Origin of the sequence: Sphingobacterium thalpophilum, from assembly GCF_038396785.1 — a bacterium.
In the GTDB taxonomy this organism is placed as follows: domain Bacteria; phylum Bacteroidota; class Bacteroidia; order Sphingobacteriales; family Sphingobacteriaceae; genus Sphingobacterium; species Sphingobacterium thalpophilum_A.
The window spans coordinates 3,681,379-3,704,916 of the sequence record NZ_CP151087.1 but is presented as its reverse complement, the minus strand read 5'-3'; the positions used below and the strand labels follow the sequence as shown (position 1 = coordinate 3,704,916).

The following is a 23,538-nucleotide window of genomic DNA, read 5'->3' as shown; positions in this document are numbered from 1 at the left end:
ATAACGTTATGAAGAGAAAACTTCGCATGGGTATGGTCGGAGGCGGAAACGATGCCTTTATTGGCGCTGTACACCGTATTGCTGCTTTTATGGATGGCAAGATTGAACTGGTTTGTGGTGCATTTAGTATTGATCCACAGATTTCAAAACAATCTGGAGAGGACTTATTTGTAGCTCCTGAGCGTGTCTATCTAAACTATGAAGAGATGATCGAAAAAGAATCTTTGCTTCCCGAAGGCGAACGCATGGATTTTGTAACGATCGTAACACCCAATTTTTTACATTTTGCTCCAGCTAAATTAGCGCTAGAAAAAGGTTTTGATGTTGTCGTTGAAAAACCAATGACAGTATCTGTTGAAGAAGCAAAAGAATTACAAGAAACGGTAGAACGTACTGGTCGTACGCTGTGCCTTACCCATACGTATTCAGGCTACCCAATGGTTAAACAAGCCAAAGCAATGGTCAAAGAAGGTCACTTCGGTAAGATCAGAAAGATTGTTGTTGAGTATCCACAAGGTTGGTTAAGTCGTTTAACGGAACGCGAGGGTAATGCAGGAGCTGCTTGGCGTGCAGATCCGAAACGCTCGGGTAAATCGTTGGTTATGGGTGATATCGGTACCCATGCTGCGCATTTAGCGGAATATGTATCGGGCTTAAAAATCCAAGAGCTATGTGCAGACCTAACAACATTTGTTGAAGGCCGTCTATTGGATGACGATGGGTCGGTGCTTTTGCGTTTCGAAAATGGTGCTAAAGGAGTATTGATGGCTTCGCAAATTTCAGCCGGAGAAGAAAATGCGGTTCGTATCCGTATCTATGGTGAAAAAGGTGGATTGGAATGGGCGAATGAGGATCCGAACAATTTAATTATCAAAATGCTTGATCAGCCTCGTCAGCTTTATCGCACAGGCAATGCTTACGCAGCGCCTTATACGTTGAGTTCGTTTGCAACACATAATACCCGTGTACCAGCGGGTCACCCTGAAGGGCTATTAGAATCATTTGCAAATATCTACCGTAATTTTGCGGCAACAGTTACGGCAAAACGTGAAGGACAAATTCCGACAGCTGAACAACAAGATTTTCCAACAGTTTACGATGGCGTAAGAGGCATGGCTTTTATCGATACTGTCGTAAAAAATAACGAAGGAACAGAAAAATGGACTAAATTTGTTCTGTGATAGACAGATTAAAATATACACTTTCTCTTTTGGAACAGCAAACCGTTCCGAAAGAGAAAGTTATCGTTATCTTAGGACCTACAGCTTCAGGAAAGACGAAACTAGCCGTTCAACTGGCGCAACGCATCGATGCTGAAATCATCAGTGGAGATTCCCGCCAAATCTATAAAAGAATGGACATCGGTACGGGAAAAGATCTATCTGAATATCAAGATATTCCCTATCATCTTATCGACACCCATGAACCGGGAGAACGCTATCATCTCGGAAACTTTATCGCTGACTTCCATCAAGCCCGACAATCCATTCTAGAAAGGGGAAAACATACTATCCTTTGTGGTGGTACAGGCTTATATATCCAAAGTGTAATCCAACAAAATCCATATGCGCTGATCCCATCTATCGAAGGCCTCAAGGAGTCATTACTTCCCCTCCCAGAGACAGAGTTGTTAAAACGCCTTCAGGAATATACACTACCCGCGAATTTCCAAATCGATCTTTCGACCAAAAAACGTATCATCCGCGCAATAGAAATATTAGCATTTTTAGATACTCACCCCGATCACATCGCTCAGCAACAAACGGTAGATAGCATCGTTATCGGATTAAATCCGTCAGTGGAAATCCGACGCGAACACATTAGCCAAAGATTAAAACAACGATTAAATGATGGCTTATTAGCAGAAGTGTGCGGGCTCTTGACAGAAGGTATTACACACGAGCAACTTCAATACTATGGTTTGGAGTATAAATATGCGTCACTCCATCTTCTTGGACAGCTCGATTATCCTGCTTTTACCACAAAACTGGAGACAGAAATACATCGCTATGCCAAAAGACAAATGACTTACTTCCGCAAAATGGAAAAAGACGGCATAATTATCCATTGGGTATAAACAGTACAATGATATAAAAACAAAAAAGGGTTAGTATCACTACTAACCCTTTTCGTTAATCTCTTTCTATTATAACTTGATTTCTTCATCCTTCGCATTGAAGAAATGGAATTCAGTTAGATAATATGACGTCATTGGATTTACTTTAATCCATTTTCCGTACTTCATGAACCATTTCATTCTTTTAGAAATCAAACCAGACTTAATGTAGGTGTCTATATAAGGGTGAACACATAAGGTCACCTTCTTTTCGTTCTGTTCTTGAAGAATAAAGCTCAAATTATTTTCAATATCATCCATGAGGACAATACTTGATCGGATTTCACCTGTACCATCACAAGCCGGACATTTTTCGTTTGTGACGATATTCATTTCAGGTCTAACGCGCTGACGTGTAATTTGAACCAATCCAAATTTACTTGGAGGCAAAATTGTATGTCTCGCTCTATCCGCTACCATACATTCTTTTAAGAACGTATACAACTCTTTTCGATGATTGGGTTTATGCATATCGATAAAATCGATGACTACAATTCCGCCCATATCACGCAAACGCAGCTGACGCGCAATTTCTTTTGCTGCTTCCATATTGACCAGCAATGCATTGTCTTCCTGATTCTCCTTATTAGCAGAACGGTTACCACTGTTGACATCAATGACATGCAAGGCTTCGGTATGCTCAATAACGAGATACGCACCGCCCGGCAACGTTACAGTTTTGCCAAAAGCTGCCTTGATTTGCTTTTCAACTCCGAAATGATCAAAAATTGGCTCTTTATGTTTATAAAGTTTGACAATTTTCTCCAAGTCTGGAGATATATCGTGTATATATGATTTTGTTTCTTCGAAGATCGAAGGATCATTAACATAAATATGCGAAAACTCGTCTGTCAAAATATCCCGTAGAATAGTGGATGCACGATCCATTTCGCCAAGAACCTTTTGAGGCGGTTCAGCATTACGAAGACGTTTGGTAAATAGCTCCCATTTTGAGATCAGGTCCAATAAGTCACGTTGTAGTTCTTCAACACCCTTACCCTCGGAAACTGTACGAATGATAACGCCAAAATTAGCTGGCTTAATTCCTTCGACAATCTTTTTCAGGCGATTGCGTTCATTACTACCTTTGATACGCTTGGAAATGGAAACAGTACTTGAGAAAGGTACCAAAACGACAAAACGACCTGCTATTGAAAGGTCTGAACTCAGACGCGGTCCTTTTGTTGAAATGGGTTCTTTGGCGATTTGTACTGGCACGAGCATATTTTTGCTCAAGACATCAGAGATCTTACCAGCTTTATCGATATCCTTTTCAAGTTTTAAACTATTGAGCAGTTTCTCTTGATAACTGCCATTCTTCACTATACGCGTAAGCTTTAGCAAAGATTGAACTTGAGGACCCAAATCTAAATAGTGTAGAAAAGCATCCTTTTCGTAGCCTACATCTACGAAAGCTGCATTAAGCCCAGGCATAATTCGCTTGATACGTCCGAGATAGATATCTCCAACAGCGAAGTTATTGTTTGCGGGCTCGCGGTTAAGTTCAACAAGCTGCTTATCTTGTAGTAAAGCAATAGTTACCCCTTTATCAGGAGTTGAATCGATAATTAATTCCTTTACCAAAAGCTACTCATTTTTGATACCTATGCAATATCCTATCGCAATCTTGGGTATCCGATTAAACATTTAAAGAACGTTGTTACGAAAAAAACAATCTACATCCCCTTCACAGACATGTAGATCGTTTCGTAAAGCTATCTCAGCAAAATGGGCCAAGATGTTTAAAAGCTTATCACAAGACTATTTTTTCTTGTGTCTATTTTTTCTTAAACGTTTTTTACGTTTGTGAGTAGCCATCTTGTGTCTTTTTCTTTTTTTTCCGCTTGGCATAGCTAAATTTTTTAATGATTATAAATAATAAATTAATTACTTGCTCAATTCGGCAATCTTTCGATCGATGAATTGTGATAGGGAAGGATCGGCTGCCAGTTCCTTACTTTTTTGAAAAGCTGTAACGGCTTCCTTTTTCATCCCAATATTTTCATAGCCTGTGGCTAAGTAAAAGTATGACTCAGCATCGGGTTTTTGATCGATAACGGTCTTAAAACGCTCGATGGCTTTGTCAAACTGACGGGATTGTAATGAAAACAATCCCAAAGTTTTGTTTGCTTCTAAGTTTTTAGGATCGGCAGCAACGACTTCTCGCAACAAGGCAATACCTGCCATAGGGTTGTTCGTTCCCGATACCATTGCGGCACCCAATCCTGTTTTTGCATCTAAACTACTTGTATTCGCTTTTAACGCAGCCTCATATGCATGAATAGCATTTTGATTCAACGCTTGAGCTAAAGTAGAATCTTGCAAATTTGTATAAGCGGCACGATAAGCATTACCTGCTTTCAACCAATACTCAAACTTCGGTGAAACCTTCGCCATTTCCTCATAGATGAAAGCCTGAGGGGCTGGTTTTGCGACATCATCCCACTTATTTGCCAACTGTTGCAACAGCTTTATCTTATCCTCTCCAGAAGCTTTTGCAACTTGGCCCTCAATATCGGAAATTTCTTTGACTAAACTAGCATCTAAACCTTGTTTTGTCATCGAAGATATATTTTCCAAATTTACTTCATTGGACGGCTTCGACTCAGATGCTGCAGCAGTTTGTTTTTCTTTGTTCACCAAACCTTTAATAGGCTGCGCTAAAAGCACAGCAACCAAGGCTACTACTGATCCTATGACTATTATCTGTTTGGTTTTTGCCATTTTAATCTATTTTAAAGATTATTTATTGCCATTCTTTACTTTCTCTACGAAAATTTTTGCTGGCTTGAAACTAGGAACAAAGTGTTCTGGGATAATGATTGCTGTATTTTTTGAAATGTTTCTTGCAGTCTTCTCAGCTCTTTTTTTGACTACGAAGCTACCAAAACCTCTTACATATACATTTTCTCCTCCGATCATTGCGTTTTTGACAACTTTAAAGAACGCCTCTACGGTTTCTTGAACATCTACCTTCTCTAAGCCAGTTTTGGTAGAGATTTCTGCAATAATTTCTGCTTTAGTCATATCTATTTTACTGTAATTATTTATTTTTCAACCCTTAAGCCAACTAATGTTTGGGGATGCAAAAGTATTGTTTTAAAATGAGTAATGGAAATTATTTAAATACTTTTTTGATAAATAAGCTTCCAAAAGCCAAACATTTACAATCAATTAACGAGACATTACGTTCGACCAACCCTTAAATAAACCTCAAAAATAAAAACAATTATCTAATTTACAAGATGTTGACTTATTAGTTGTCATATAAAAATCAATATATGCCAATTGCATGACTTAGCTGATCCAAATCCGCCTTGGTATGGTGTGCATTTACCACAATCCGATTTAATAGGGGATCTGTAGCAAGGGGATAAGGAAAACTTGAAACCAGTATTCCAGCATTCATCAGCCTCGTATAAAGGCCTGGATCCATTGAAGAAAAGACTGGAAAATTAGCAACAGCGTCTAATCCAGGCTCTACATGTTCTCTGAAGGAATTAATATTATACTGCAGCTTTTCAAATTGCTGTAGATAAATCTGCTCTCCATGAACAAATGCATATAAGCTCGCTGGTGAACTTGGCGAAGCCCCTGTATAAAAGTTTGATCGCTTGAGATACTTGATCCGTTCTCCATCGGCCAAAATCAATCCAGCATCTGTTGCCAGGCCTTTTGCCAAGGATGCGACGACAACCAGCTCAATATTAGCCTGTTGAAAACTACTCTTATCTAATGAAATGCCATTCTTGCGCAAAACTCCTATTCCGTGAGAATCGTCCAAGAGCAATATAATCTTTTTGTTCGGATCAATACGATTGAAAACCGTGAAATCGTATAATTCTGGCCGCATATTGTCCAAGCTATTGCTAACGATGATAAATGATGTTTGGGCTGAATGATTGATATACTCGATCGTTGCATTGGCCCATTCAACAAAATGCCCAGTCGCGACAGGCTTCTTATCTAGCCATAAAGAAGGGTGGCAGGCGGGAGCGTACAATACTTCTCCTTCGGTCGCCAAGGTTCTTACAAGAAATTGCGTTGCCAGATATCCACTTGAGAGCAACAGGCTTGCTTCAAAACCAAAACGCTTTGCTGCATATTCTTCGGCTTGGTCAAATATGGCCTGTTGCACATTATTATTTCGTGAAGTGCCATTGTTGATACCATACCGCCGTATACCTTCTATAAAAATAGCAGCATATGCTTTATCTGTTGCCAGCCCTAGATAGGAAGTTCCACCAAAAAAAAGATATTCCTTACCGTCAACCACAATAACGCGACCTGTTGGTTGTTCTAAATGCGTAAAATTATTCATCTATATATAGCCGATTCATTTAATTAACAGGTCAAAACTTCGGGGTTAGCGATATGCTGTGGATCGCCCCCGGAAAAGGCTACAATATTCTCAAAAGCAAGTCTAAATAATTGTTCGTAACCATTTTTCTCCACATAGCCAATATGGGGTGTACAAAGTACATTTGGCAGCTGCAATAATGGATAGTTCGGATCAAAGATTGGTTCGGACTCATAGACATCTACCGCAGCCATCCCCGGAACACCTGTCTCGAGCGCGGTCAATAGTGCCCCCTCTTCAACCAACTCAGCACGAGAGGTATTGACAAAAAGCGCTGTCGGCTTCATAGACCGGAGATCTTCGAGCTTTACGACACCTCGCGTCTCAGGCACTAACCTAAGGTGTAAAGTAACAACATCTGAAAAATGAAAAAAATCGGATTTACTGGCGGCAGCTAAAAAACCATCTCCCACAGCTTCTTCTCGGGAATTTTCGCTTCCCCAAACAATTACTTGGGCACCAAAAGCCTTTGCATATTGCGCGATTCGCTTCCCTATTTTTCCATAGCTCCATATCCCTATTGTTTTTCCGGCGACACACTCTCCCATGTTCGTTTGCCATAGGCCTTTGTCCATATCAGAAAGAGCCTTAGGTAAACCACGGAGGGCATTCATGATCAAAAGCCAAGTCAATTCAGCGGGAGCAACAGGAGAGCCCATACTTTCAGCAACAGCCACATGGAAACGGCTACAAACAGCCAAATCCAAATGGTTTGAAATTTTGCCCGTCTGGCTAATTAACTTTAGCTTGGGAAGCTGAGACAACAGATCTTCTGTAATCCGTGTCCGCTCTCTGATAAGCACTAGCGCTTCCGTATCGCTCAATTTTTCCGGCAGTAAAGCCGGATCTGCATAGGACTGTTTCAATATTTGGACATCGTGACCATCAAGAATTTTGAAACAGTCCAACTTTCGGACAGCGTCTTGATAGTCATCTAAAATGGTTATTCGCATTTTTTCTGACTTATTTTAAACTCTTATTTTCAATATCAAACGAAAGTAAAATGACTTTTATATCCGTTATAAGTACATGCTTATAAAAGCAATTTCTCGCGCTCTCCACTTTCCATTGCGGAACTTATTATGGAGGAAATTTTGTTTTTCGATATCAATTTACAGCATAAAGTTGGAATCCTGCAATTCGTCATGATATTTTGACATTCCGTCCACTCTTTTTCGCAGGAAGATTTACAGCCGCTGATATTTGAATAAAATTAAAGAAAAATGAAGCTGTTATTAACCTTACTATTTTTAAGTATTACCATCGTATCGGCACAGTCTATCTTAAAAGGGAAAGTACAGGGCAAAAACGGCAAACCGATATATTTAGCCAATGTTTTTATTGAAGGCACCTATGATGGCGGCACGACTGATTCGCTTGGAAACTTTATGTTTGAAACTAGTGAACAAGGTACTAAAATGCTGAAAGCGTCTGTTGTGGGCCTCCCAACATATAGTAAGTCTATCCAGCTTCCTCAGAAAGAATTGCTGATTATTCAAATGCAAGAAAGTGAGAATCGCCTACAGGAAGTCACGATTCAGGCAGGGGTGCTACAAGCCAATAGCTCCGGAAAAAGCACGGTAATGAGTCCATTGGATATTGTCACTACGGCAGGCAGCATGGGAAACATCATCAGCGCATTAGCAACATTGCCCGGTGCACAGGTTGGGGGAGAAAATGGACGTCTTATGGTTCACGGTGGAGATGCCTCCGAAACACAGACCTACATCAATGGAATCAGAGTAGCCCAACCTTACACCGCAACACCAAATGAAGTTCCTGTAAGGGGTCGATTTTCACCCATGCTCTTTAAAGGCGTAAATTTCTCTACAGGTGGTTATTCGGCAGAATTTGGTAATGCGCTATCCAGCATTCTAGCCCTAAACACCGAAAATACCATAGAACAACGCAAAACAGAGTTTTCACTATCTTCCGTTGGACTAGGTTTGGGACATACCTTACAATGGGGCAAAAACTCCCTCACCTTCAACAGCAGTTATACCAACTTAAAACCTTATTCCAAAATTATTACGCCAGATATCAAATGGACAAAACCCTATGAAAACGCCTCCGGAGAAATGATCTATCGCCATCAGTTTAAAGAAGGCTTTCTAAATATCTATGGGGCATACAATTTCGAAAATATGGGACTTTACCAAGCAGACATCAATTATGAGCAACCTGTCCCATTGAAAAAGAAATCCAACAATGCCTACGCCAACATTAGTTACAGTCAGAATCTGGGAAACCGATGGACTTTCCAGTCCGGCATTGGCCTAGGCTACCTGACCGATAAGCTGCACTACGATGACGTTTACCTACCTAATGAAGAAAAAAGTCTTCACTTAAAAGGAATGCTAAGTAAGGTCTGGAACAATAAGATTAAAAGTATTGGCGGAATAGAATATTTCGACACCAATTATCAAGAAGAATATCACCGACAAACCATTGGTTATCACTACGGGTATCATAGCAAGATGACCGCCGTATTTACGGAAACGACCTTCGGCATCCTCCCGAACTTAATCGGGAAAATCGGCTTACGAGAAACCTCCTCCAATTTGCAGTCGAAGAACACTTTAGAACCAAGAGCTTCGCTGGGCTACGCATTAAATAAATATACGCAGCTCTCACTTGCCTATGGGAACTTCCATCAGCAGGCACCAACACCGCTATTAAAATATGCCCCTCAGCTTGGCTGGATGGAAGCCAATCACTATATCGCAAATTATTTCTATGCCCGTGGAGGGCACTTACTTCGATTAGAAGCTTATCATAAAGAATACAACAATTTGGTAAAATACAACAGTGCGACGCCAAATTACGACACCCAATATGACAATAACGGAAGCGGTAAGGTCAAAGGCTTTGACCTATTTTACAAAAACAACAGCAGCATCAAAAACCTCCAATACTGGATTTCATATTCTTATACGGACAGTAAGCGAAATGACGCGAATTATCCGACAACAGTTACTCCCCCTTATGTCTACAAACACAGTTTCTATATCGTTGGAAAATACTGGCTACCCAGTCTACGTTCACAGCTCAGTGTGACAAATTCGTTTGTATCCGGCAGAAATTACAATGATCCCAATCAAACAGTATTTATGAATAGCCATACAAAAGGTTACAATAATCTTTCTATGAGTTGGTCGTTCCTTTATAGCCAGCAAAAAATTATCCATTTCTCCGTCAGTAATGTTCTTGGCGCTAGCCCAATCTATGGCTATCAATATGCAGACCGACCAAATTCACAAGGAATCTATGACCGTAGACCGATTGTCCCTACCGCCAAGCGCTTTGTGTTTCTAGGCTATTTCTGGACAATCAGTAAAAATGGAAAGGACAATCAATTGGACAATCTATAATAAACATCAACCATCATCGAAATATGTCGGTCCATCCAATATTATTTCGGTTTGCAGCGAAGGATTACCAACTTTAATAACATTCAATATCATATACATCTAACACAACAACAATAACTTAGAAAAATATTTATTACTAAAAACAAAAGATCATGAAATCATTTATTATCACCCTCATCTGCCTTATAAGCGGCAGCGCGTTTGCACAAGGCAATTTTGAAAAAAGTATGGGACAAGCCATGAGTCTATGGCAATCGGGAGAGACACAAAAAGCGGCCGCTCTTTTAGAACGTATTGCACAGGCAGAAAAGGACAATTGGATTCCTGCCTATTATCAGGCCATGGTACTGACAACAGCATCCTTTAGGGAGAAAAATAAAGAGACACAGGCAAAATATATACAGTCTGCAGAAGAAATACTTAACAATAGCGCCCAGGACAACAATTCAGAATGGCTTGTACTGAAAGCGATGAACCAAACAGCATTGATGATCACAGATCCCATGACAAAAGCCAAAGAGCTTTCGCCTAAGATTATAGCTCTATATAAAAAAGCCATCTCCCTTGCGCCAAACAACCCCCGGGCTGTATTGGGACTAGCGGAATTCCAAATAAACGCAAAAAAATATTTTAACCAGGATACCAACAAAGAATGTGAGGATGTAAAGAAAGCACTATCTTTATTCGGTGAAGAGAAGATTACTACGCCATTTGCACCTTCATGGGGCAAAGATCGGGCAGAACAACTCGTAAAGGAATGCAAATAACACGTTGTGAAAAAAGCACCATTTAAAGCGATTATACAAGCACTACTCGCAAGCCTGGTCGTGACCATCTATTTTGTGGTTGTGGCCAAGCTTGACCATAATGATGTCCCTTGGGTATCCATCATCTTTCACCCTAATATGGTCCGAGGTTTACTATATGGATTTTTTCTCTTTCTGGGTCACAGCTATCTATCAAAATGGGTCGGAAAAAAGTACCCGAACAGTAAAGATTTTGGGAAGAAGATGATTGTTTTTTACAGTATCAGTTTTTTCTTGACCGTACTGGTCGTTTTTATTGTCAATGCTTTTTTCTCCGGACTTTTTAACCCTGGTGTTCCCAAAAATTTCGCTCAGCGTTTCCACCAATTTATTCATCAACAACGTGTTGCATATTATTTTCAAACCGCGATGATATCTTGGTGCATTTCAATGATTTTTTTTGGTTTCTATTTCTATAAAAGATTCAAAGATTACCAAATCAAAGAATCTCATCAGGAAAAACAACAAATAGCAGCACAATTTGAGTCGCTCAAGAATCAACTCGACCCACATTTTTTGTTCAACAGCCTGAATGTATTGAATGGATTAATTGAGGAAAGCCCTAAAAAAGCCAGCATGTTTACGACAGACCTTTCTAAGATATATCGCTATGTATTGGAACAAAGGGACAAAAGCATCGTTTCTTTACAGGAAGAGCTTACTTTTTCAAAGGCTTATTTAAACCTCTTGAGTCTGCGCTTCGAAACCGGTATACAGATCGATCTACAGATCAATGCGGAACAGCATACTGGTTTTATATTACCGCTTTCCCTTCAATTACTGATCGAAAATGCAATCAAACACAATATTATTTCGATCAGGAAGCCGCTTTTATTGAAGATTTATAGAAAAAATAATTACCTCTATGTTGAAAACAATCTTCAAAAAAAGAAAGTGCTCCATGATCATTCGGGAATCGGTTTGAAAAATATTCAGGAACGTTATGCTATACTGTCCAATCTACCTGTGTATATTCAAGAAAGTGATCTATTATTTTCTGTCGGACTGCCTATTATCCATGAAATAGTCTTTTAAAAGTAACCTGCTCTTAATAAACATGCGGGAGCTAAGCACAGCAAAAACAATAGCATGGGCACAACGATTCAACAAATTAAGCAATACAACGGTCTGATGATCGATAACCACGTAAAAAAGTAATGAAAATAGTAATTATAGAAGACGAACTTCCATCGGCGAGATTACTTCGAAGAAAACTTGAGGAACTCGGTTACACCGTATCTGCTGTACTGCAAACTGTGGAAGAATCCATTGAGTGGTTTATGTCAAACAGTGACCCAGACCTCCTTTTTTTGGATATTCAGCTCGCGGATGGGATTTCATTTGACATCCTGGAGCAGGTGAAACCCTGTTCGGCCATTATTTTTACCACCGCATACGATGAATATATGTTGCGTGCTTTTAAACAAAATAGCATCGATTACCTGCTGAAGCCAATTGAAGATGAAGAATTGGAAAATGCAATTGAAAAATTCCGCCAATTTAGACGCCCCAATCCCCAGTTTGATCTGGCATCGCTTCAAGCGTTGTTTAGAAACCCTGCCCCAACATTTAAGGAACGCTTTACAATCAAAATCGGCCAAAGTCTAAAAGTTGTGACAAGCCAGCAAGTTGAATGCATTTACAGCGAAAACAAAGGCACTTACCTTTATACCAACGAAAATGGAAACTATCTTTTGGATCAGACATTGGACGCACTAACACCGCAACTGTCACCCAAAGCATTTTTTAGGATCAATCGAAGCACGATTATTCAATTTGATGCCATCAAAAATATTGCTGTACATTCCAATGCCCGGCTAAAAATATACCTCAAGCATTATGAATCCGAAGAGCTCATTGTCTCCAGGGAGAAAGTCTCAGCCTTCAAAAAATGGCTTGACAATTAGTCTTGCCGTTCCCAAAAAGTAAGATAGGGTAATTGCTTTACAAGAGAAATAGGCTAGCACAAAAAAATGGCCCGTCAAATTTAGCGTTTGGCAGACATAACCAAGCTAAGACTAGGCGCGAAACTAAGCTACATATTGATCCGATAATTTAGCGGAATACTAAATCGGAGCGACACCGCAAAACCCTTTATCGGATTATAATCTTTTTTTTCATTGATGGAAAATCCATAACCAAAATCAAGATCCACCAATGTAGCCAAGCTCACTCCAACTTTGGGGGTAATGGTATATGGAGTAAGTTCTGTACGAACAAAAGGAGTCAAGACATACGTTTGGGGATAATACGTTATTCCGGCCTCAGGGATTACGGCAAACTTTTTTTGTGTCCATGTAAAGTTAGCTGTAGCATCTGCTCGCAGTATATGATCTCCACTAAAAGGGAATGCGAAATAAGCACCCGTTTTTAATACACTGCCTTTTTGGAACTGATAACTCAGTGAAGGACCGATTAAATAATCTTGCGCTTTTAGATTGCTAACCAGCGCTAACAACACAACAAGTGACCTCAGGAGTTTATAAATCGTCTTACTGCGCATTTTTCAATTAATAAATATGAAAATTGAGCGGAATATTTACCCCTACTGAAACGGTAATTCCGTCAATCGGCTTAAAATTTTTCTTCGTATTGTAATCAAATCCATAACCTATTCCCAGATCCACAATGGAGAATAGACTGGCCCCCACTTTTGGCGTTATAGTGTAAGGCGTTAACTCTGCTTTCACAAAAGGGAAAAGAACAAAATCATTTAGATAGTAGGTAAATCCCAGTTCTGGAATAACCGTCGTTTTACCTCCCATCCAGCTGAAATTAGCTCCGGCATCAATTTTCATATATTGAAAATCATTAGGTGCAAATAGGCCCCAGCCCGAAACTTTCAGAAAATTACCACTTTGATACTGATACCCTGCTGAAGGACCCCAGATCCATTTATTATGTTGTTTCCAGGGCTTATCTTGTGCGATAGACAACGTAGTAAAGAGAAAAAGGATAGTAAATAACGATAGTATTCTTAGTTTCATCCAGCTAAATTACAAACTATAATCTATTTTATGGAATACAACAGGTGCATGCCAGAATAGTTTTACTTAAAACAGAAAAATAGTAAATATATACGCCTACAGCAAATGAATAAAAGTATAGTTTATGCCGGTTTTTAATTATGTCGATCTTTAATAAGGTAATATCTTTATTCGGATAAACTGTGATCGTTCGTTCAACGATCCTTCATCGCCCCAATAGCCATCAATATGGTTGGCAGCAGTATATATGCATCCATCTTTGCCCCAAAACATCAATTCCTCTTTCCAAGTTGGCATCCACTCTTTAAAACTAACAAAAAGCATCGGCGTCACCTTTCCTTGTTTCACGTGGAAGAGCTGCAAGTCACCCGTCGATTCATAGGGATCAGCGTGCAAAGTCATCAGATAATTTTTATCGGCAGAAAAGTAGGGGTAATCCCCACATTCCACAATTAGATGACCATCCCGTTTATCAAAAAGCCGCACATCAGCACTTTCCCAGTAATTCCCATCAACAGCAAAAGCATTTAGAAAATCATAATGTCCTTTATAGGAATAACTGGCTTCCAATTCATTATCGATATCCTTATCTGTAAAAGTTAACTTTTTTCCATTGGTCAAAGGCAATTCCAAGATTTTTCCGTTTTTAGGATAAGACAGGGTATCCTTGATCAAATAATTTTTAGCCGTATTCTGAGCGGCTAGGAACGTTTGCTTATCAATCAACTCTAACTGGAGATACTTATCTAAAGAATGCCCCTTTTCATAATACGTTTCTTTACCATTTATCGTAAGTGAGACGATTGAATTTAAATCTCTGGGGGAAATTGTAATCTGATCCTGTTTCCCCAGCTTGGACTTCGCTACATACACCTTTTCCCATCGTGTTACATCACCTGTTTCGCCATTTCTCCCTTTGTAATCGCGCTGTATACGGTCCATGACAGCAACCCATTCTCCTTCTTCACCGATCACATCGAGCTTTGTGCCATAGGGATATTTTCCTAATAGCGGAGCCGCTCCATCTGCACCTTGTCTAAGTTCGACTCCAGCACGATCAACAACATAGGTGTTTTTTAAAACCTTTGTCTTGTCATAGTCAATCGGCAAAGGAGGAAATTTAGCAGCATCCATCGTATCCTTTACGGCAATGGTTTTAAGTTCAGAAGAATCCTTTAAATCTGTATTATTAACCCTCGTATTGTGACCACAGCTCAAGATTCCCATGAATAATGTCGCTCCAAGGAATAAAGATAGGGGTGAAAATAGTTGTCTATTCATAAAGGTCAAGGTAGCGATTCCCATGCCAAAAAAAAATACTGGTTTTCAGGGGTTCTCCGAGAGCCAATACGATTATCAAAAGGTTCACAGTTTTAGCGAGGTAAATTCTAAAGCTCATTACAAATTTGAACGAGGCCCTTTGAATAGGATATCTATAGCCACAAAGGCTCGTTAAAATCCCGCGGAATTTTTAATCTTTTAGCCATAAATTTTTCCCTTTAATTTGTAAACCGGCCTCTGACTTCCGTACATGAACAATGGTACTAATGATAGCGATAAAGAGGGTCAAGAAGCGGAAAAAATTGCTCCATCCATTTCCTGCAGCATTGTCTGCAACATCAAAGATCATCCATGCCGAATTCATCAAAACATGAAGTGCTATCGGTATCCAAAGATTAAAACTCCATTCGGCATACAACCACGAAAATAGGATAGAGCCGAAGAAAGTCGTACAAAAAATCAGGGCCAATTCTCCCAAATCCTGACTCTGATAAAGATGCAGTATAGCAAAAAGGAATGAGGTGGCTAAAATGGATGGAATAAAACCTAGTCGGGTATAGCGATAAACTAAACCAAAAAAATAGGCCCGAAAAATCACTTCTTCAAAAAAACCCGATGACACACTATTTATTAATAGCGTGTTCGGATCTATTTTGCGGTTGAAGGTAAAAACAAGGGCATAGCCCAAGAACATGGGTAAGGTGGCTATAATTCCAAAAGATAGCCCCTGTAAAAAAGAGCCCTTTAAACCAAATTTTTCCAAGAACTCATTCGGCACTTTAGGTTTAAGCAGCGTTGCCCCCAAAAGCAGTGGTCCAAGGCTAATTGAATACGTCAGCACATGCCCCAAAAATCTACTGTGGACATAGTTGCTCATCGTGGGTTGAAGCCTAGCAAAAAACAAATTATCAAGGATAAAGTATATTCCGAAGAACAGGAATAATACCAGCAGGTTTAAACTTTTTGTGCTCATCTTTTTTTTGAGCAAAATTATGCCCCTCATGATGAGTAAACAAAGTTATGTGGCGTATGGCAAGACTTAGGGCTGACTGAAAACAGCGAGGCGATCTTCTGCCCTATAAATACGGTCTAACTGATTCCATAGCAGACCTTGAAATAACAGCACAATCTTCAGTATCTGCAAAACGTAACAAGAAACCTTGGGCATTCCCTTCCTTTGCAATTATTTTTTCAAAGTTAACAAGAAACGACCGATGACATCGGTGAATAGACATTGTATTCAAGAGTTCAGACAATCGGCTCAACGTAATTCGTACCATCTGCTTCTTTACCGTACCATCCTTCCTAAAATAGATCATGCAATAATTATCCATTGATTTTGCAAAAATAAAATCGCTTGGCAGTAACTTTAACGATTGATTACCATTGGGGATATCGACCAGCCCCAAATGACAGTCATTCATTTGGCTCAATATGATCGCTGGCTTTATCGATAAACGTTCAATCGACGAATTATTCTTTTCATAATACGAATGACGCTTATCAACTCGAAGCAAAAAATAAATCGTAGCAATTGGGCTGTAAAGTGAAAGTGTGTAAAATCCAATATAGGGGAGGTTATTCCACTGTAATGGGGCCTGATTGATGAACCAGCCATGATAGACGAAATTTAAAAAAATTGATAATAGGAGCACAAGAAAAATACGAAATAGTTCTATCGCAATTGTTCCTCTTTTTTTACGTAAGAGGACAGAAATTAAGGCATATGCAACGAATAATATGACCCCATATCCGGATAACAAGCTAAATTTATAGGCATGCTCAAAATTATACGTTCCAAATGGCTGAAAAACCAGTAGGAATACATAAGCGGATAAGCCGAGTAAAGAGGCATAGGTGAGCAGCTCTCTTATGGATACAATTTTGGGAATTACGCTATTTAAATAATTTAGAACAGGCTTTTTATATATCATGATTGGATAAATTTAGCGTTTTTGGCCGGCAGAGTGAAAATTTATAGCGAAAAAATTGAAATATATTGAATTTATGATTTAACTTAGAAGATATTTTTTCAAGCCAACATTAGTCGCTTGAATTAAAATCGATTTGTCATATTATTTATTAACGTAAATCTCCAAACTATGCGTTTACGTCAACTACTTACTTTATGTCTTTGTTCGGCTTTTGCACATGTTATCCAAGCACAGGAAAAGCAAGTTTTAATAGAAAATGTTAAACTGCTCGATTATAAAACTCAAATGTTAACTCCGCCAAAACATGTTTTAATAAACGGTAACACGATTCAAACCATTAGTACATCTCCTATTGACGTGCAAGGTAAGAATATTGTTAAAATAGATGCTAAAGGCAAAACCCTAATGCCTGGATTGATTGATGTACATGTCCATTTGGTATTTGGAGCTTTGACAATGCCTCAAATGATGACAAATGACCTTTCCGAGGAATTCTTGATCAACACGGTGGGGCTCTCGGCGCAACAGATGTTAATGCGGGGTTTTACAAGTGTACGAGATGTCGGTGGCCCTATATTTCCATTAAAGGCGGCAATCGACAAGGGTAAGCTTCTAGGCCCTAGAATATGGCCTTCTGGTGCTGTTGTTAGTCAAACAGCGGGGCATGGAGATTTTCGGACACCGGAGGAAAAATCACGTCGTTTTTTTGGAGTGGTCTCTCGTGCGGAGCGATATGGAGCAACATTCATCGCCGATGGCCGTGATGAGGTATTGACTGCAGTGAGAGAGAATCTGAGGTTCGGAGCGAGTCAAATTAAACTCATGGCAGGCGGAGGAACATCTTCAGCATATGATCCTGTAGATGTCACCCAATACACACTAGATGAGATGAAAGCGGCAGTAGATGCAGCCGAAGATTGGGGAACCTATGTTACCGTCCATGCGTATACGCCAAGAGCAATTCGAAGAGCGATCGAGGCTGGCGTAAAATGTATAGAACATGGACAATTGCTCGACGAAGAAACTTTACAGCTAATCGCAAAAAAAAATATCTGGCTTAGTTTACAAAACCTTGTTGAAGATACACCCGATATGGATCCACAACGAAGAATCAAGCGTAAGCCTGTCATTGAAGGGCAGGAAAAAGTATGGCCTATGGCTAAGAAATATGGAGTAAAACTAGCTTGGGGTACAGATTTCCTTTTTGAACCGGATCTGAATAAATTGCAGAATAATTTTATTTTGCGCCTTCAAAAGTGGTTTACAAATGCCGAAATCATTAAAATGATTACCCAAGACAATGGCGAGCTTCTGCAACTTTCGGGATTAAGAAGTCCTTATCCTGGCAAGCTGGGGGCAGTGGAAGAAGGAGCTTTGGCAGACTTAATCCTTGTAGACGGAGATCCTCTTAAGAATTTAAAACTATTGGCAGATCCAGAAAAAAACTTTTTATTGATCATGAAAGACGGTCAGATTTACAAAAATAGTCTCAAAAAACAGTAATATTTCTAAGTTCGAATTTATTGTTTATCGAAAATATTTCTTATTGCGATGATACGATGTATTTTCGATAAAATCAATTAAAAGGGTCATTTAGGCTCTTCAAGGTGAAAAAAGAATTAAATAATTTTTACCATTGCTTGCTACAGGCGGTTGCATTACGGTATAATTTATTTGAAGAGTAAACACCTTTGCATTTAATTGATTAGTTTTGCGTTTAAACGATAAATCAAAGCATCCGGTGGCATTATTATTCAACGACGGGCGTCCAGTAGTAAGACTAAGAGCATTTCGGGCTATCGACGATCCCCAAACCTGTGAACGTTTCATAGAAGGACACGCGCACGTGTTAACTGCTATAGGCGTAAAGAAAGTAACTTCTTCCAAAAATGACTGGATGTACAATCCCGCATCATTCGTATTGATTGTAGAATCCCTTGATGGCGATAAGGTCTATGGTGGAGTACGCATACACGTATCTGGAGGGAGTGAACCACTTCCGATTGAACAGGCCACAGGAGCAATGGATGCCAAAATACTAGACCTTGTATATGATTATGCACAACAAGGGACAGGTGAAGGTTGTGGACTATGGAACTCCAGGCAAATTGCCGGTTATGGCATTGGAAGCATATTTTTAACTCGTGCTGGTGCTGCTATTAGTACCCAAGTTGGCATTAAATCACTCTTTGCCTTATGTGCTCCTTATACAGTGAAATTGGCAGAAAGTGTTGGCTACCGCATTGATACAAGTGTTGGAAATAATGGTACATTCTATTATCCGAAGCTGGATCTACTGGCTACCGTAATGATTATGCGCAATCTAGACACCTTGACCGAAGCCGATCAAGAAAACAAAGATGCAATTTTGTCGCTTCGTAATAATTCTAATATTGTCCGCATAGAAACTTTACGGAATAAGGAGATTGAAATTCATTATCAAATCGATATTCCGAATCTCAATCAATGGGATTTAAATGAAATTATTAAAAATCTGAAACATACATCATTAGATCATAAACCAGATGATCGTAATTTAAATATCTTATAATGGACACTAAACATTATGGTGCCGGCTATTTAATGGATACCGGTGATTTTCTTAAACAATTAAAAATACATTCATATACTCCTTTTAATACGATTAAAGAGGGAGTTGTCGTCGATCTTGGCTGTGGAACTGGAATGGATGCCATCAATTTGGCTAATATGCTGGGTAATAATGTACTTGTCGTTGGATTGGATCATGATAAGGCCTTAATCGAGCATGCCACAACAAGCAGTGCAGAGGTAAAGAACGTCGACTTTGTTCAGGGTGAGGTTTATCAACTTAGCTTTAAAGATAATTCCATTTCTGGCATTAGAATGGAACGCGTTGTACAACATCTACTGGAAGCGCCAAAAATGTTTGCTGAGGTTCACCGTGTCTTGCGTGAAGGTCAACCCTTAGTGATCGTTGAGACGATTTGGAACAGCCTGACGTTTTATAGCAAGCATGTTGACATTGAGGCTAAGATATGTCATTATTTGACCGAAGAAAAAGTCAACAATGGCTGGGCTGGGAATAAATTAACTTCAGACTTATTGTCTCAAGGCTTTAAACAAGTACAACTGCAAACATTCTGTATGGTAGCCCGTTCAAAAGAAGAGGCCAACCGCTATCTTTTCTTAGATAAAGTTCTTTTGGAGATGGTCGAAAAAGAGAAGTTAAGTACAGCTGAAATGGAGGAATTTCAAAACACATTGGATCAAGCTGATGAAGCGGGTTGTTTCCTTGTTTCTATGAATTTAGTTATTGCCGAAGCAACAAAATAGCGTATAGTGATGAAATGCTGGCTTAACTTGATCTTCTTATTTATTTTTACGTGCAGTTCAACTTGTTTTGGAGAGGTTATTATCGATCAACCGACACAGCGTGTATTGATCGGGTATGGTCTGGAGCGTTATACTGGGAAAGGCGAACCTAACTTTGCAGACACTTCGGCTTCCTCCTTTCAATCGGTAGAAAGCAAGGTTCCTAATTTGGGCATATCACCCGCTGACATCTGGTTTCGATTGCCCGTGACAAACAAGGGCAAAGAAAAGCTTGAACTCTTGCTCGAAATCGCCTATCCTCTCTTGGATGAGGTCGAACTTTTTGTACCGTCAGTAAACGGGCATTATAACTCGATCAAGCTAGGCGAACATCAATCTTTTTCGGCTAGAAAATATAAGGTCCCTAATTATGCATTCGACATCCAATTACCTGGAAATGAGAAGACCATTTTTTTTCTTCGCATAAAAAGTACGGAACAGATTATTCTCCCTATCTATTTAAGTAACGAGCGCAGTTTCTTAAAAGAGATGAATGACGATAGTTTGTTAAGCGGCATCTATATTGGTATTGTCGGCATTATGGCGATATACAATTTATTTCTGTTTTTCTCTGTTCGTGAAAGAGGCTATCTGTATTATGTCCTTTATGTTCTTTGTGCAGGAATAACACAAATGGGTATTAAAGGTTATAGTTTTCAGTATTTGTGGCCAAATTGGACTTATTTTGCAACAAAGGGTCCTATTATATTTGGTTGTTTATCAGGCTTATGCGCACTTCTTTTTGCAGATTCATTTCTTCAATTACCGAAAAATGCTCCTCGATCAAGACGTGTGATTACTGTTTTTATCACCCTTTTTGTCATTGGCAGCCTTCTTACACTGCTCAACCTGACACAACCAGCGTTCATGGTTATGCAACTAACAACAGGGGCTGGGTCCTTATTTGTTCTTTATTTATCTTATCGTGTCATGATAAATGGCTATAAACCGGCTAAATATTTTGTTTACGGTTGGACAATTTTGTTACTAGGCTCTGTCGTGTTTTTACTGAAAGACTATGGCATCTTAAAATATAACGATTTTACCAGCAATGCTGTACAAATTGCATCTGTTGTGGAGATGGCCCTATTGTCCTTCGGTCTAGCTTATAGTATCAATATTTTAAAAGAAGAAAAGGAAGCATCACAAGTCAGGGAATTAGCAATCTCGTTAGAAAACGAGAGGTTGATACGCGAGCAAAATATTGTATTGGAACAAAAAGTAGATGAGCGGACACGTGAATTAACAGAATCGAATGAGTCTCTACAAACCACTCTTACTCACTTAAAGGAAACGCAGTCTCAACTTGTCGAAGCCGAGAAGATGGCCTCCCTTGGTCAATTAACTGCTGGGGTTGCGCATGAGATCAACAACCCAATTAACTTTGTTACGTCTAATGTCGCTCCGTTAAAACGTGATATTAAGATGCTCTGGGAAACGCTGGAGGAAGTGGAACGTATCGCTTTTCAAGAGGGGATATCCGATACTGAAAAGCAATCTCAGATCAAAAAATTCAAAGATGACCTGGATATAGAATATCTGAAAACAGAGGTAGATTTTCTATTAAAAGGAATGCACGATGGAGCCCACCGGACGGCCGAAATAGTAAAGAGTTTGCGGATCTTCTCGCGCGTAGACGAGGATACATTAAAATTTGCAGATCTAAACGAGGGGTTGGAGTCAACAATGGTTATCCTCAATAGTTTATTAAATAACACGATTGAAGTTGATAAGATCTATGGTGATATGCCAAAGGTCGAATGTCATGCCGGCAAACTCAATCAGGTCTTTTTGAATATTGTGACAAATGCTATTTACGCCGTGAATAAGAAGTTTAATCACGATGTTGGTGGTAAAATATGGATTGAGACCGGAGTTCACGCGGATAATACCTCCGTCTTTATCAAAATCGCAGACAATGGTATAGGTATTCCAAAAGAAATTCATGAACGGATATTCGAACCATTTTTTACAACAAAAGACGTTGGCGAAGGTACTGGTTTGGGAATGTCCATAGCCTATAATACCATTGCGAAACATCATGGTAAGATTATTGTAGATTCAGAAGTGGGACAGGGCACAAGTTTTACACTCCTCATTCCAATTCAACAAAACAATTAATACCACTATAAACTGAAAATAGTTCAATTAACTATTATTTTTTCATATCTTTTGTAAGGGAATAAAACCATATAATAAAATTATGCAGAGGGAGCTTGAAATATTATATATCGATGACGAAGTAAACAATTTGGTTAGCTTTAAAGCGAACTTTAGATACGATTACGCTATCCATACAGCATCCAATACGAGTGAGGCCGAAACGATCCTTCATGCTCATCCTGATATCCGTATTATCTTCTGTGACCAACGTATGCCGGATGAGATGGGCATCGATTTTTTGCACCGCATTAAAAAAGATTTTCCAAAACCAATCCGTATTCTTTTAACGGCTTATGCCAATATGGAAACTGTAATTGATGCAGTTAATAAGGGCCATATTTTTAGGTTTGTCCGAAAACCCTGGATGAATGAAGAAATCGTTTCCGCTATAGAAGAAGCAAATAAATTTTATGTTGCAAACTCTATGCTAGAAGTTAAGAATCAAGAGCTACAAAAAGCTTATGATGAATTAGATAAATTCGCATATAGTGTTAGTCATGATCTTCGTGATCCATTGACAGGGGTTCTTTCTGCGGTGAAACTTGGTTTAGAATTTGACAGCATAGATCGTATTCATGAGTTGTTATCACTAATGGATAGTTCATTGGTCAGCTTAGATGCTTATATTGACAGTCTGCGAGACTATTATCTTTTACGAAGAGGAGAACTCATGTTGTCAGCGATAAATTTCGAAGAGCTCTTTGGCAACATACGCCAGTTTTACAGCATGTATACGCAAAATAAGGATGTGGCTTTTGAAATTTCAGTGGATCAAAAAGAAACCTTTAGCGGAGACAAAGCACTTCTAGAACTGATTTTGCATAATCTTCTTTCTAATGCTTTTAAATATCAACGTAAAGGGCAGGAAAACCAGTACGTCAAACTCTCTGTATCCGTATCAGAACGTAAAGCTAAAATTATGGTGAGTGACAACGGAATAGGCATATATCTCCAGAGTATGTTGAAGATATCTTTAAATTATTCTTTAGAGCCAGTGATCAAGCGAAAGGCATGGGATTTGGGCTCTATAATGTTCAGAATGCACTCTTAAAACTACAAGGGAAAATCGAAGTACAATCACAACCCAATCAGGGTACAACCTTTACCGTCGTCATACCGAGCAAATAATCCTTTCACTTTCGGCAATCCTATACGATTGTAGCGAA

At 39.2% G+C, this 23,538-nt stretch carries 22 protein-coding genes; 12 read left to right on the top strand and 10 right to left on the bottom strand.

From position 1 onward, the window contains the following. Nucleotides 1-8: 8 nt before the first annotated feature. The gene (locus AACH28_RS16485) at nt 9-1,181 is read left to right on the top strand and encodes a Gfo/Idh/MocA family protein (protein ID WP_070562808.1); all 1,173 of its coding nucleotides are present in this window, start codon (nt 9-11) and stop codon (nt 1,179-1,181) included. Continuing rightward, on the top strand, nt 1,178-2,077 hold the full coding sequence (gene miaA, locus AACH28_RS16480; protein WP_341831024.1) for a tRNA (adenosine(37)-N6)-dimethylallyltransferase MiaA: 900 nt from the start codon (nt 1,178-1,180) through the stop codon (nt 2,075-2,077). The genes AACH28_RS16485 and miaA overlap by 4 nt, the downstream gene beginning before the upstream one ends. Before the next feature lie 69 nt (nt 2,078-2,146). Here miaA and AACH28_RS16475 read toward each other — a convergent pair whose 3' ends face one another. The 5 genes from AACH28_RS16475 to AACH28_RS16455 all read right to left on the bottom strand — a co-directional run bounded on the left by AACH28_RS16475 (nt 2,147) and on the right by AACH28_RS16455 (nt 7,429). After that, nucleotides 2,147-3,700: an Rne/Rng family ribonuclease gene (locus tag AACH28_RS16475; RefSeq protein ID WP_341831023.1), complete on the bottom strand. Its 1,554-nt coding sequence runs from the start codon at nt 3,698-3,700 to the stop codon at nt 2,147-2,149. A gap of 303 nt (nt 3,701-4,003) precedes the next feature. Next, nucleotides 4,004-4,840 carry a tetratricopeptide repeat protein gene (locus AACH28_RS16470; RefSeq protein WP_070562796.1) on the bottom strand — a complete coding sequence of 279 codons (837 nt, stop codon included), beginning with the start codon at nt 4,838-4,840 and terminating at the stop codon, nt 4,004-4,006. 18 nt (nt 4,841-4,858) lie between these two features. Then, nucleotides 4,859-5,143 (bottom strand): HU family DNA-binding protein, encoded by a 285-nt coding sequence (locus AACH28_RS16465; RefSeq protein ID WP_046673299.1) that lies wholly within the window; start codon nt 5,141-5,143, stop codon nt 4,859-4,861. Nucleotides 5,144-5,390: 247 nt separating this feature from the next. Further along, on the bottom strand, nt 5,391-6,437 hold the full coding sequence (locus tag AACH28_RS16460; protein ID WP_341831022.1) for an 8-amino-7-oxononanoate synthase: 1,047 nt from the start codon (nt 6,435-6,437) through the stop codon (nt 5,391-5,393). 23 nt (nt 6,438-6,460) lie between these two features. Continuing rightward, on the bottom strand, nt 6,461-7,429 hold the full coding sequence (locus AACH28_RS16455) for a D-2-hydroxyacid dehydrogenase family protein (RefSeq protein ID WP_341831021.1): 969 nt from the start codon (nt 7,427-7,429) through the stop codon (nt 6,461-6,463). A gap of 270 nt (nt 7,430-7,699) precedes the next feature. On the opposite strand from AACH28_RS16455, the gene AACH28_RS16450 reads away from it, so the two are divergent. The 4 genes from AACH28_RS16450 (at nt 7,700) to AACH28_RS16435 (ending at nt 12,560) form a co-directional block, all read left to right on the top strand. Further along, nucleotides 7,700-9,847, top strand: a complete 2,148-nt coding sequence (locus AACH28_RS16450) for a carboxypeptidase-like regulatory domain-containing protein (RefSeq protein WP_341831020.1) — start codon at nt 7,700-7,702, stop codon at nt 9,845-9,847. Nucleotides 9,848-9,999: 152 nt separating this feature from the next. After that, the gene (locus AACH28_RS16445) at nt 10,000-10,614 is read left to right on the top strand and encodes a tetratricopeptide repeat protein (protein ID WP_341831019.1); all 615 of its coding nucleotides are present in this window, start codon (nt 10,000-10,002) and stop codon (nt 10,612-10,614) included. 6 nt (nt 10,615-10,620) lie between these two features. After that, nucleotides 10,621-11,688: a sensor histidine kinase gene (locus AACH28_RS16440; RefSeq protein WP_341831018.1), complete on the top strand. Its 1,068-nt coding sequence runs from the start codon at nt 10,621-10,623 to the stop codon at nt 11,686-11,688. 122 nt (nt 11,689-11,810) lie between these two features. Then, nucleotides 11,811-12,560 (top strand): LytTR family DNA-binding domain-containing protein, encoded by a 750-nt coding sequence (locus tag AACH28_RS16435; RefSeq protein WP_341831017.1) that lies wholly within the window; start codon nt 11,811-11,813, stop codon nt 12,558-12,560. A 128-nt stretch (nt 12,561-12,688) separates the two neighbouring features. Here the strand turns inward: AACH28_RS16435 and AACH28_RS16430 are convergent, their stop codons facing one another. The 5 genes from AACH28_RS16430 to AACH28_RS16410 all read right to left on the bottom strand — a co-directional run bounded on the left by AACH28_RS16430 (nt 12,689) and on the right by AACH28_RS16410 (nt 16,855). Next, entirely contained in the window at nt 12,689-13,156 is a 468-nt protein-coding gene (locus AACH28_RS16430; protein ID WP_341831016.1) for a hypothetical protein, read from the bottom strand. A gap of 7 nt (nt 13,157-13,163) precedes the next feature. Continuing rightward, nucleotides 13,164-13,640 carry a hypothetical protein gene (locus AACH28_RS16425; protein ID WP_341831015.1) on the bottom strand — a complete coding sequence of 159 codons (477 nt, stop codon included), beginning with the start codon at nt 13,638-13,640 and terminating at the stop codon, nt 13,164-13,166. A 150-nt stretch (nt 13,641-13,790) separates the two neighbouring features. Further along, nucleotides 13,791-14,921 (bottom strand): SH3 domain-containing protein, encoded by a 1,131-nt coding sequence (locus AACH28_RS16420; RefSeq protein WP_341831014.1) that lies wholly within the window; start codon nt 14,919-14,921, stop codon nt 13,791-13,793. A gap of 190 nt (nt 14,922-15,111) precedes the next feature. Beyond that, complete coding sequence (locus tag AACH28_RS16415) at nt 15,112-15,894, bottom strand: CPBP family intramembrane glutamic endopeptidase (protein ID WP_336830429.1); 783 nt, start codon at nt 15,892-15,894, stop codon at nt 15,112-15,114. A gap of 103 nt (nt 15,895-15,997) precedes the next feature. After that, a complete protein-coding gene (locus tag AACH28_RS16410; RefSeq protein ID WP_341831013.1) occupies nt 15,998-16,855 on the bottom strand; it encodes a LytTR family DNA-binding domain-containing protein in 858 nt (285 codons plus the stop codon). Nucleotides 16,856-17,023: 168 nt separating this feature from the next. Here AACH28_RS16410 and AACH28_RS16405 point away from each other — a divergent pair, with 168 nt between their 5' ends. From AACH28_RS16405 to AACH28_RS25540, 6 genes are all read left to right on the top strand, one after another. Then, entirely contained in the window at nt 17,024-18,358 is a 1,335-nt protein-coding gene (locus AACH28_RS16405; protein ID WP_341831012.1) for an amidohydrolase family protein, read from the top strand. Nucleotides 18,359-18,596: 238 nt separating this feature from the next. Beyond that, nucleotides 18,597-19,406 carry a hypothetical protein gene (locus AACH28_RS16400; protein ID WP_341831011.1) on the top strand — a complete coding sequence of 270 codons (810 nt, stop codon included), beginning with the start codon at nt 18,597-18,599 and terminating at the stop codon, nt 19,404-19,406. Next, nucleotides 19,406-20,170 (top strand): methyltransferase domain-containing protein, encoded by a 765-nt coding sequence (locus tag AACH28_RS16395; protein WP_341831010.1) that lies wholly within the window; start codon nt 19,406-19,408, stop codon nt 20,168-20,170. The genes AACH28_RS16400 and AACH28_RS16395 overlap by 1 nt, the downstream gene beginning before the upstream one ends. Before the next feature lie 9 nt (nt 20,171-20,179). After that, the gene (locus tag AACH28_RS16390) at nt 20,180-22,330 is read left to right on the top strand and encodes a 7TM diverse intracellular signaling domain-containing protein (RefSeq protein ID WP_341831009.1); all 2,151 of its coding nucleotides are present in this window, start codon (nt 20,180-20,182) and stop codon (nt 22,328-22,330) included. A gap of 82 nt (nt 22,331-22,412) precedes the next feature. Next, nucleotides 22,413-23,423 carry a response regulator gene (locus AACH28_RS16385; protein WP_407073620.1) on the top strand — a complete coding sequence of 337 codons (1,011 nt, stop codon included), beginning with the start codon at nt 22,413-22,415 and terminating at the stop codon, nt 23,421-23,423. Beyond that, complete coding sequence (locus AACH28_RS25540) at nt 23,384-23,500, top strand: ATP-binding protein (RefSeq protein ID WP_407073619.1); 117 nt, start codon at nt 23,384-23,386, stop codon at nt 23,498-23,500. Before AACH28_RS16385 ends, AACH28_RS25540 begins: the two co-directional genes overlap by 40 nt. Nucleotides 23,501-23,538: the final 38 nt, after the last annotated feature.

Bases quoted from the DNA above. Each gene is read 5' to 3' on its own strand.
- AACH28_RS16485 (WP_070562808.1), top strand. From the start codon at position 9: ATGAAGAGAAAACTTCGCATGGGTATGGTCGGAGGCGGAAACGATGCC.
- AACH28_RS16470 (WP_070562796.1), bottom strand. From the start codon at position 4,840: ATGGCAAAAACCAAACAGATAATAGTCATAGGATCAGTAGTAGCCTTG.
- AACH28_RS16465 (WP_046673299.1), bottom strand. From the start codon at position 5,143: ATGACTAAAGCAGAAATTATTGCAGAAATCTCTACCAAAACTGGCTTA.
- AACH28_RS16460 (WP_341831022.1), bottom strand. From the start codon at position 6,437: ATGAATAATTTTACGCATTTAGAACAACCAACAGGTCGCGTTATTGTG.
- AACH28_RS16455 (WP_341831021.1), bottom strand. From the start codon at position 7,429: ATGCGAATAACCATTTTAGATGACTATCAAGACGCTGTCCGAAAGTTG.
- AACH28_RS16450 (WP_341831020.1), top strand. From the start codon at position 7,700: ATGAAGCTGTTATTAACCTTACTATTTTTAAGTATTACCATCGTATCG.
- AACH28_RS16445 (WP_341831019.1), top strand. From the start codon at position 10,000: ATGAAATCATTTATTATCACCCTCATCTGCCTTATAAGCGGCAGCGCG.
- AACH28_RS16435 (WP_341831017.1), top strand. From the start codon at position 11,811: ATGAAAATAGTAATTATAGAAGACGAACTTCCATCGGCGAGATTACTT.
- AACH28_RS16430 (WP_341831016.1), bottom strand. From the start codon at position 13,156: ATGCGCAGTAAGACGATTTATAAACTCCTGAGGTCACTTGTTGTGTTG.
- AACH28_RS16425 (WP_341831015.1), bottom strand. From the start codon at position 13,640: ATGAAACTAAGAATACTATCGTTATTTACTATCCTTTTTCTCTTTACT.
- AACH28_RS16420 (WP_341831014.1), bottom strand. From the start codon at position 14,921: ATGAATAGACAACTATTTTCACCCCTATCTTTATTCCTTGGAGCGACA.
- AACH28_RS16415 (WP_336830429.1), bottom strand. From the start codon at position 15,894: ATGAGCACAAAAAGTTTAAACCTGCTGGTATTATTCCTGTTCTTCGGA.
- AACH28_RS16410 (WP_341831013.1), bottom strand. From the start codon at position 16,855: ATGATATATAAAAAGCCTGTTCTAAATTATTTAAATAGCGTAATTCCC.
- AACH28_RS16405 (WP_341831012.1), top strand. From the start codon at position 17,024: ATGCGTTTACGTCAACTACTTACTTTATGTCTTTGTTCGGCTTTTGCA.
- AACH28_RS16395 (WP_341831010.1), top strand. From the start codon at position 19,406: ATGGACACTAAACATTATGGTGCCGGCTATTTAATGGATACCGGTGAT.
- AACH28_RS16390 (WP_341831009.1), top strand. From the start codon at position 20,180: ATGAAATGCTGGCTTAACTTGATCTTCTTATTTATTTTTACGTGCAGT.
- AACH28_RS16385 (WP_407073620.1), top strand. From the start codon at position 22,413: ATGCAGAGGGAGCTTGAAATATTATATATCGATGACGAAGTAAACAAT.
- AACH28_RS25540 (WP_407073619.1), top strand. From the start codon at position 23,384: ATGGGATTTGGGCTCTATAATGTTCAGAATGCACTCTTAAAACTACAA.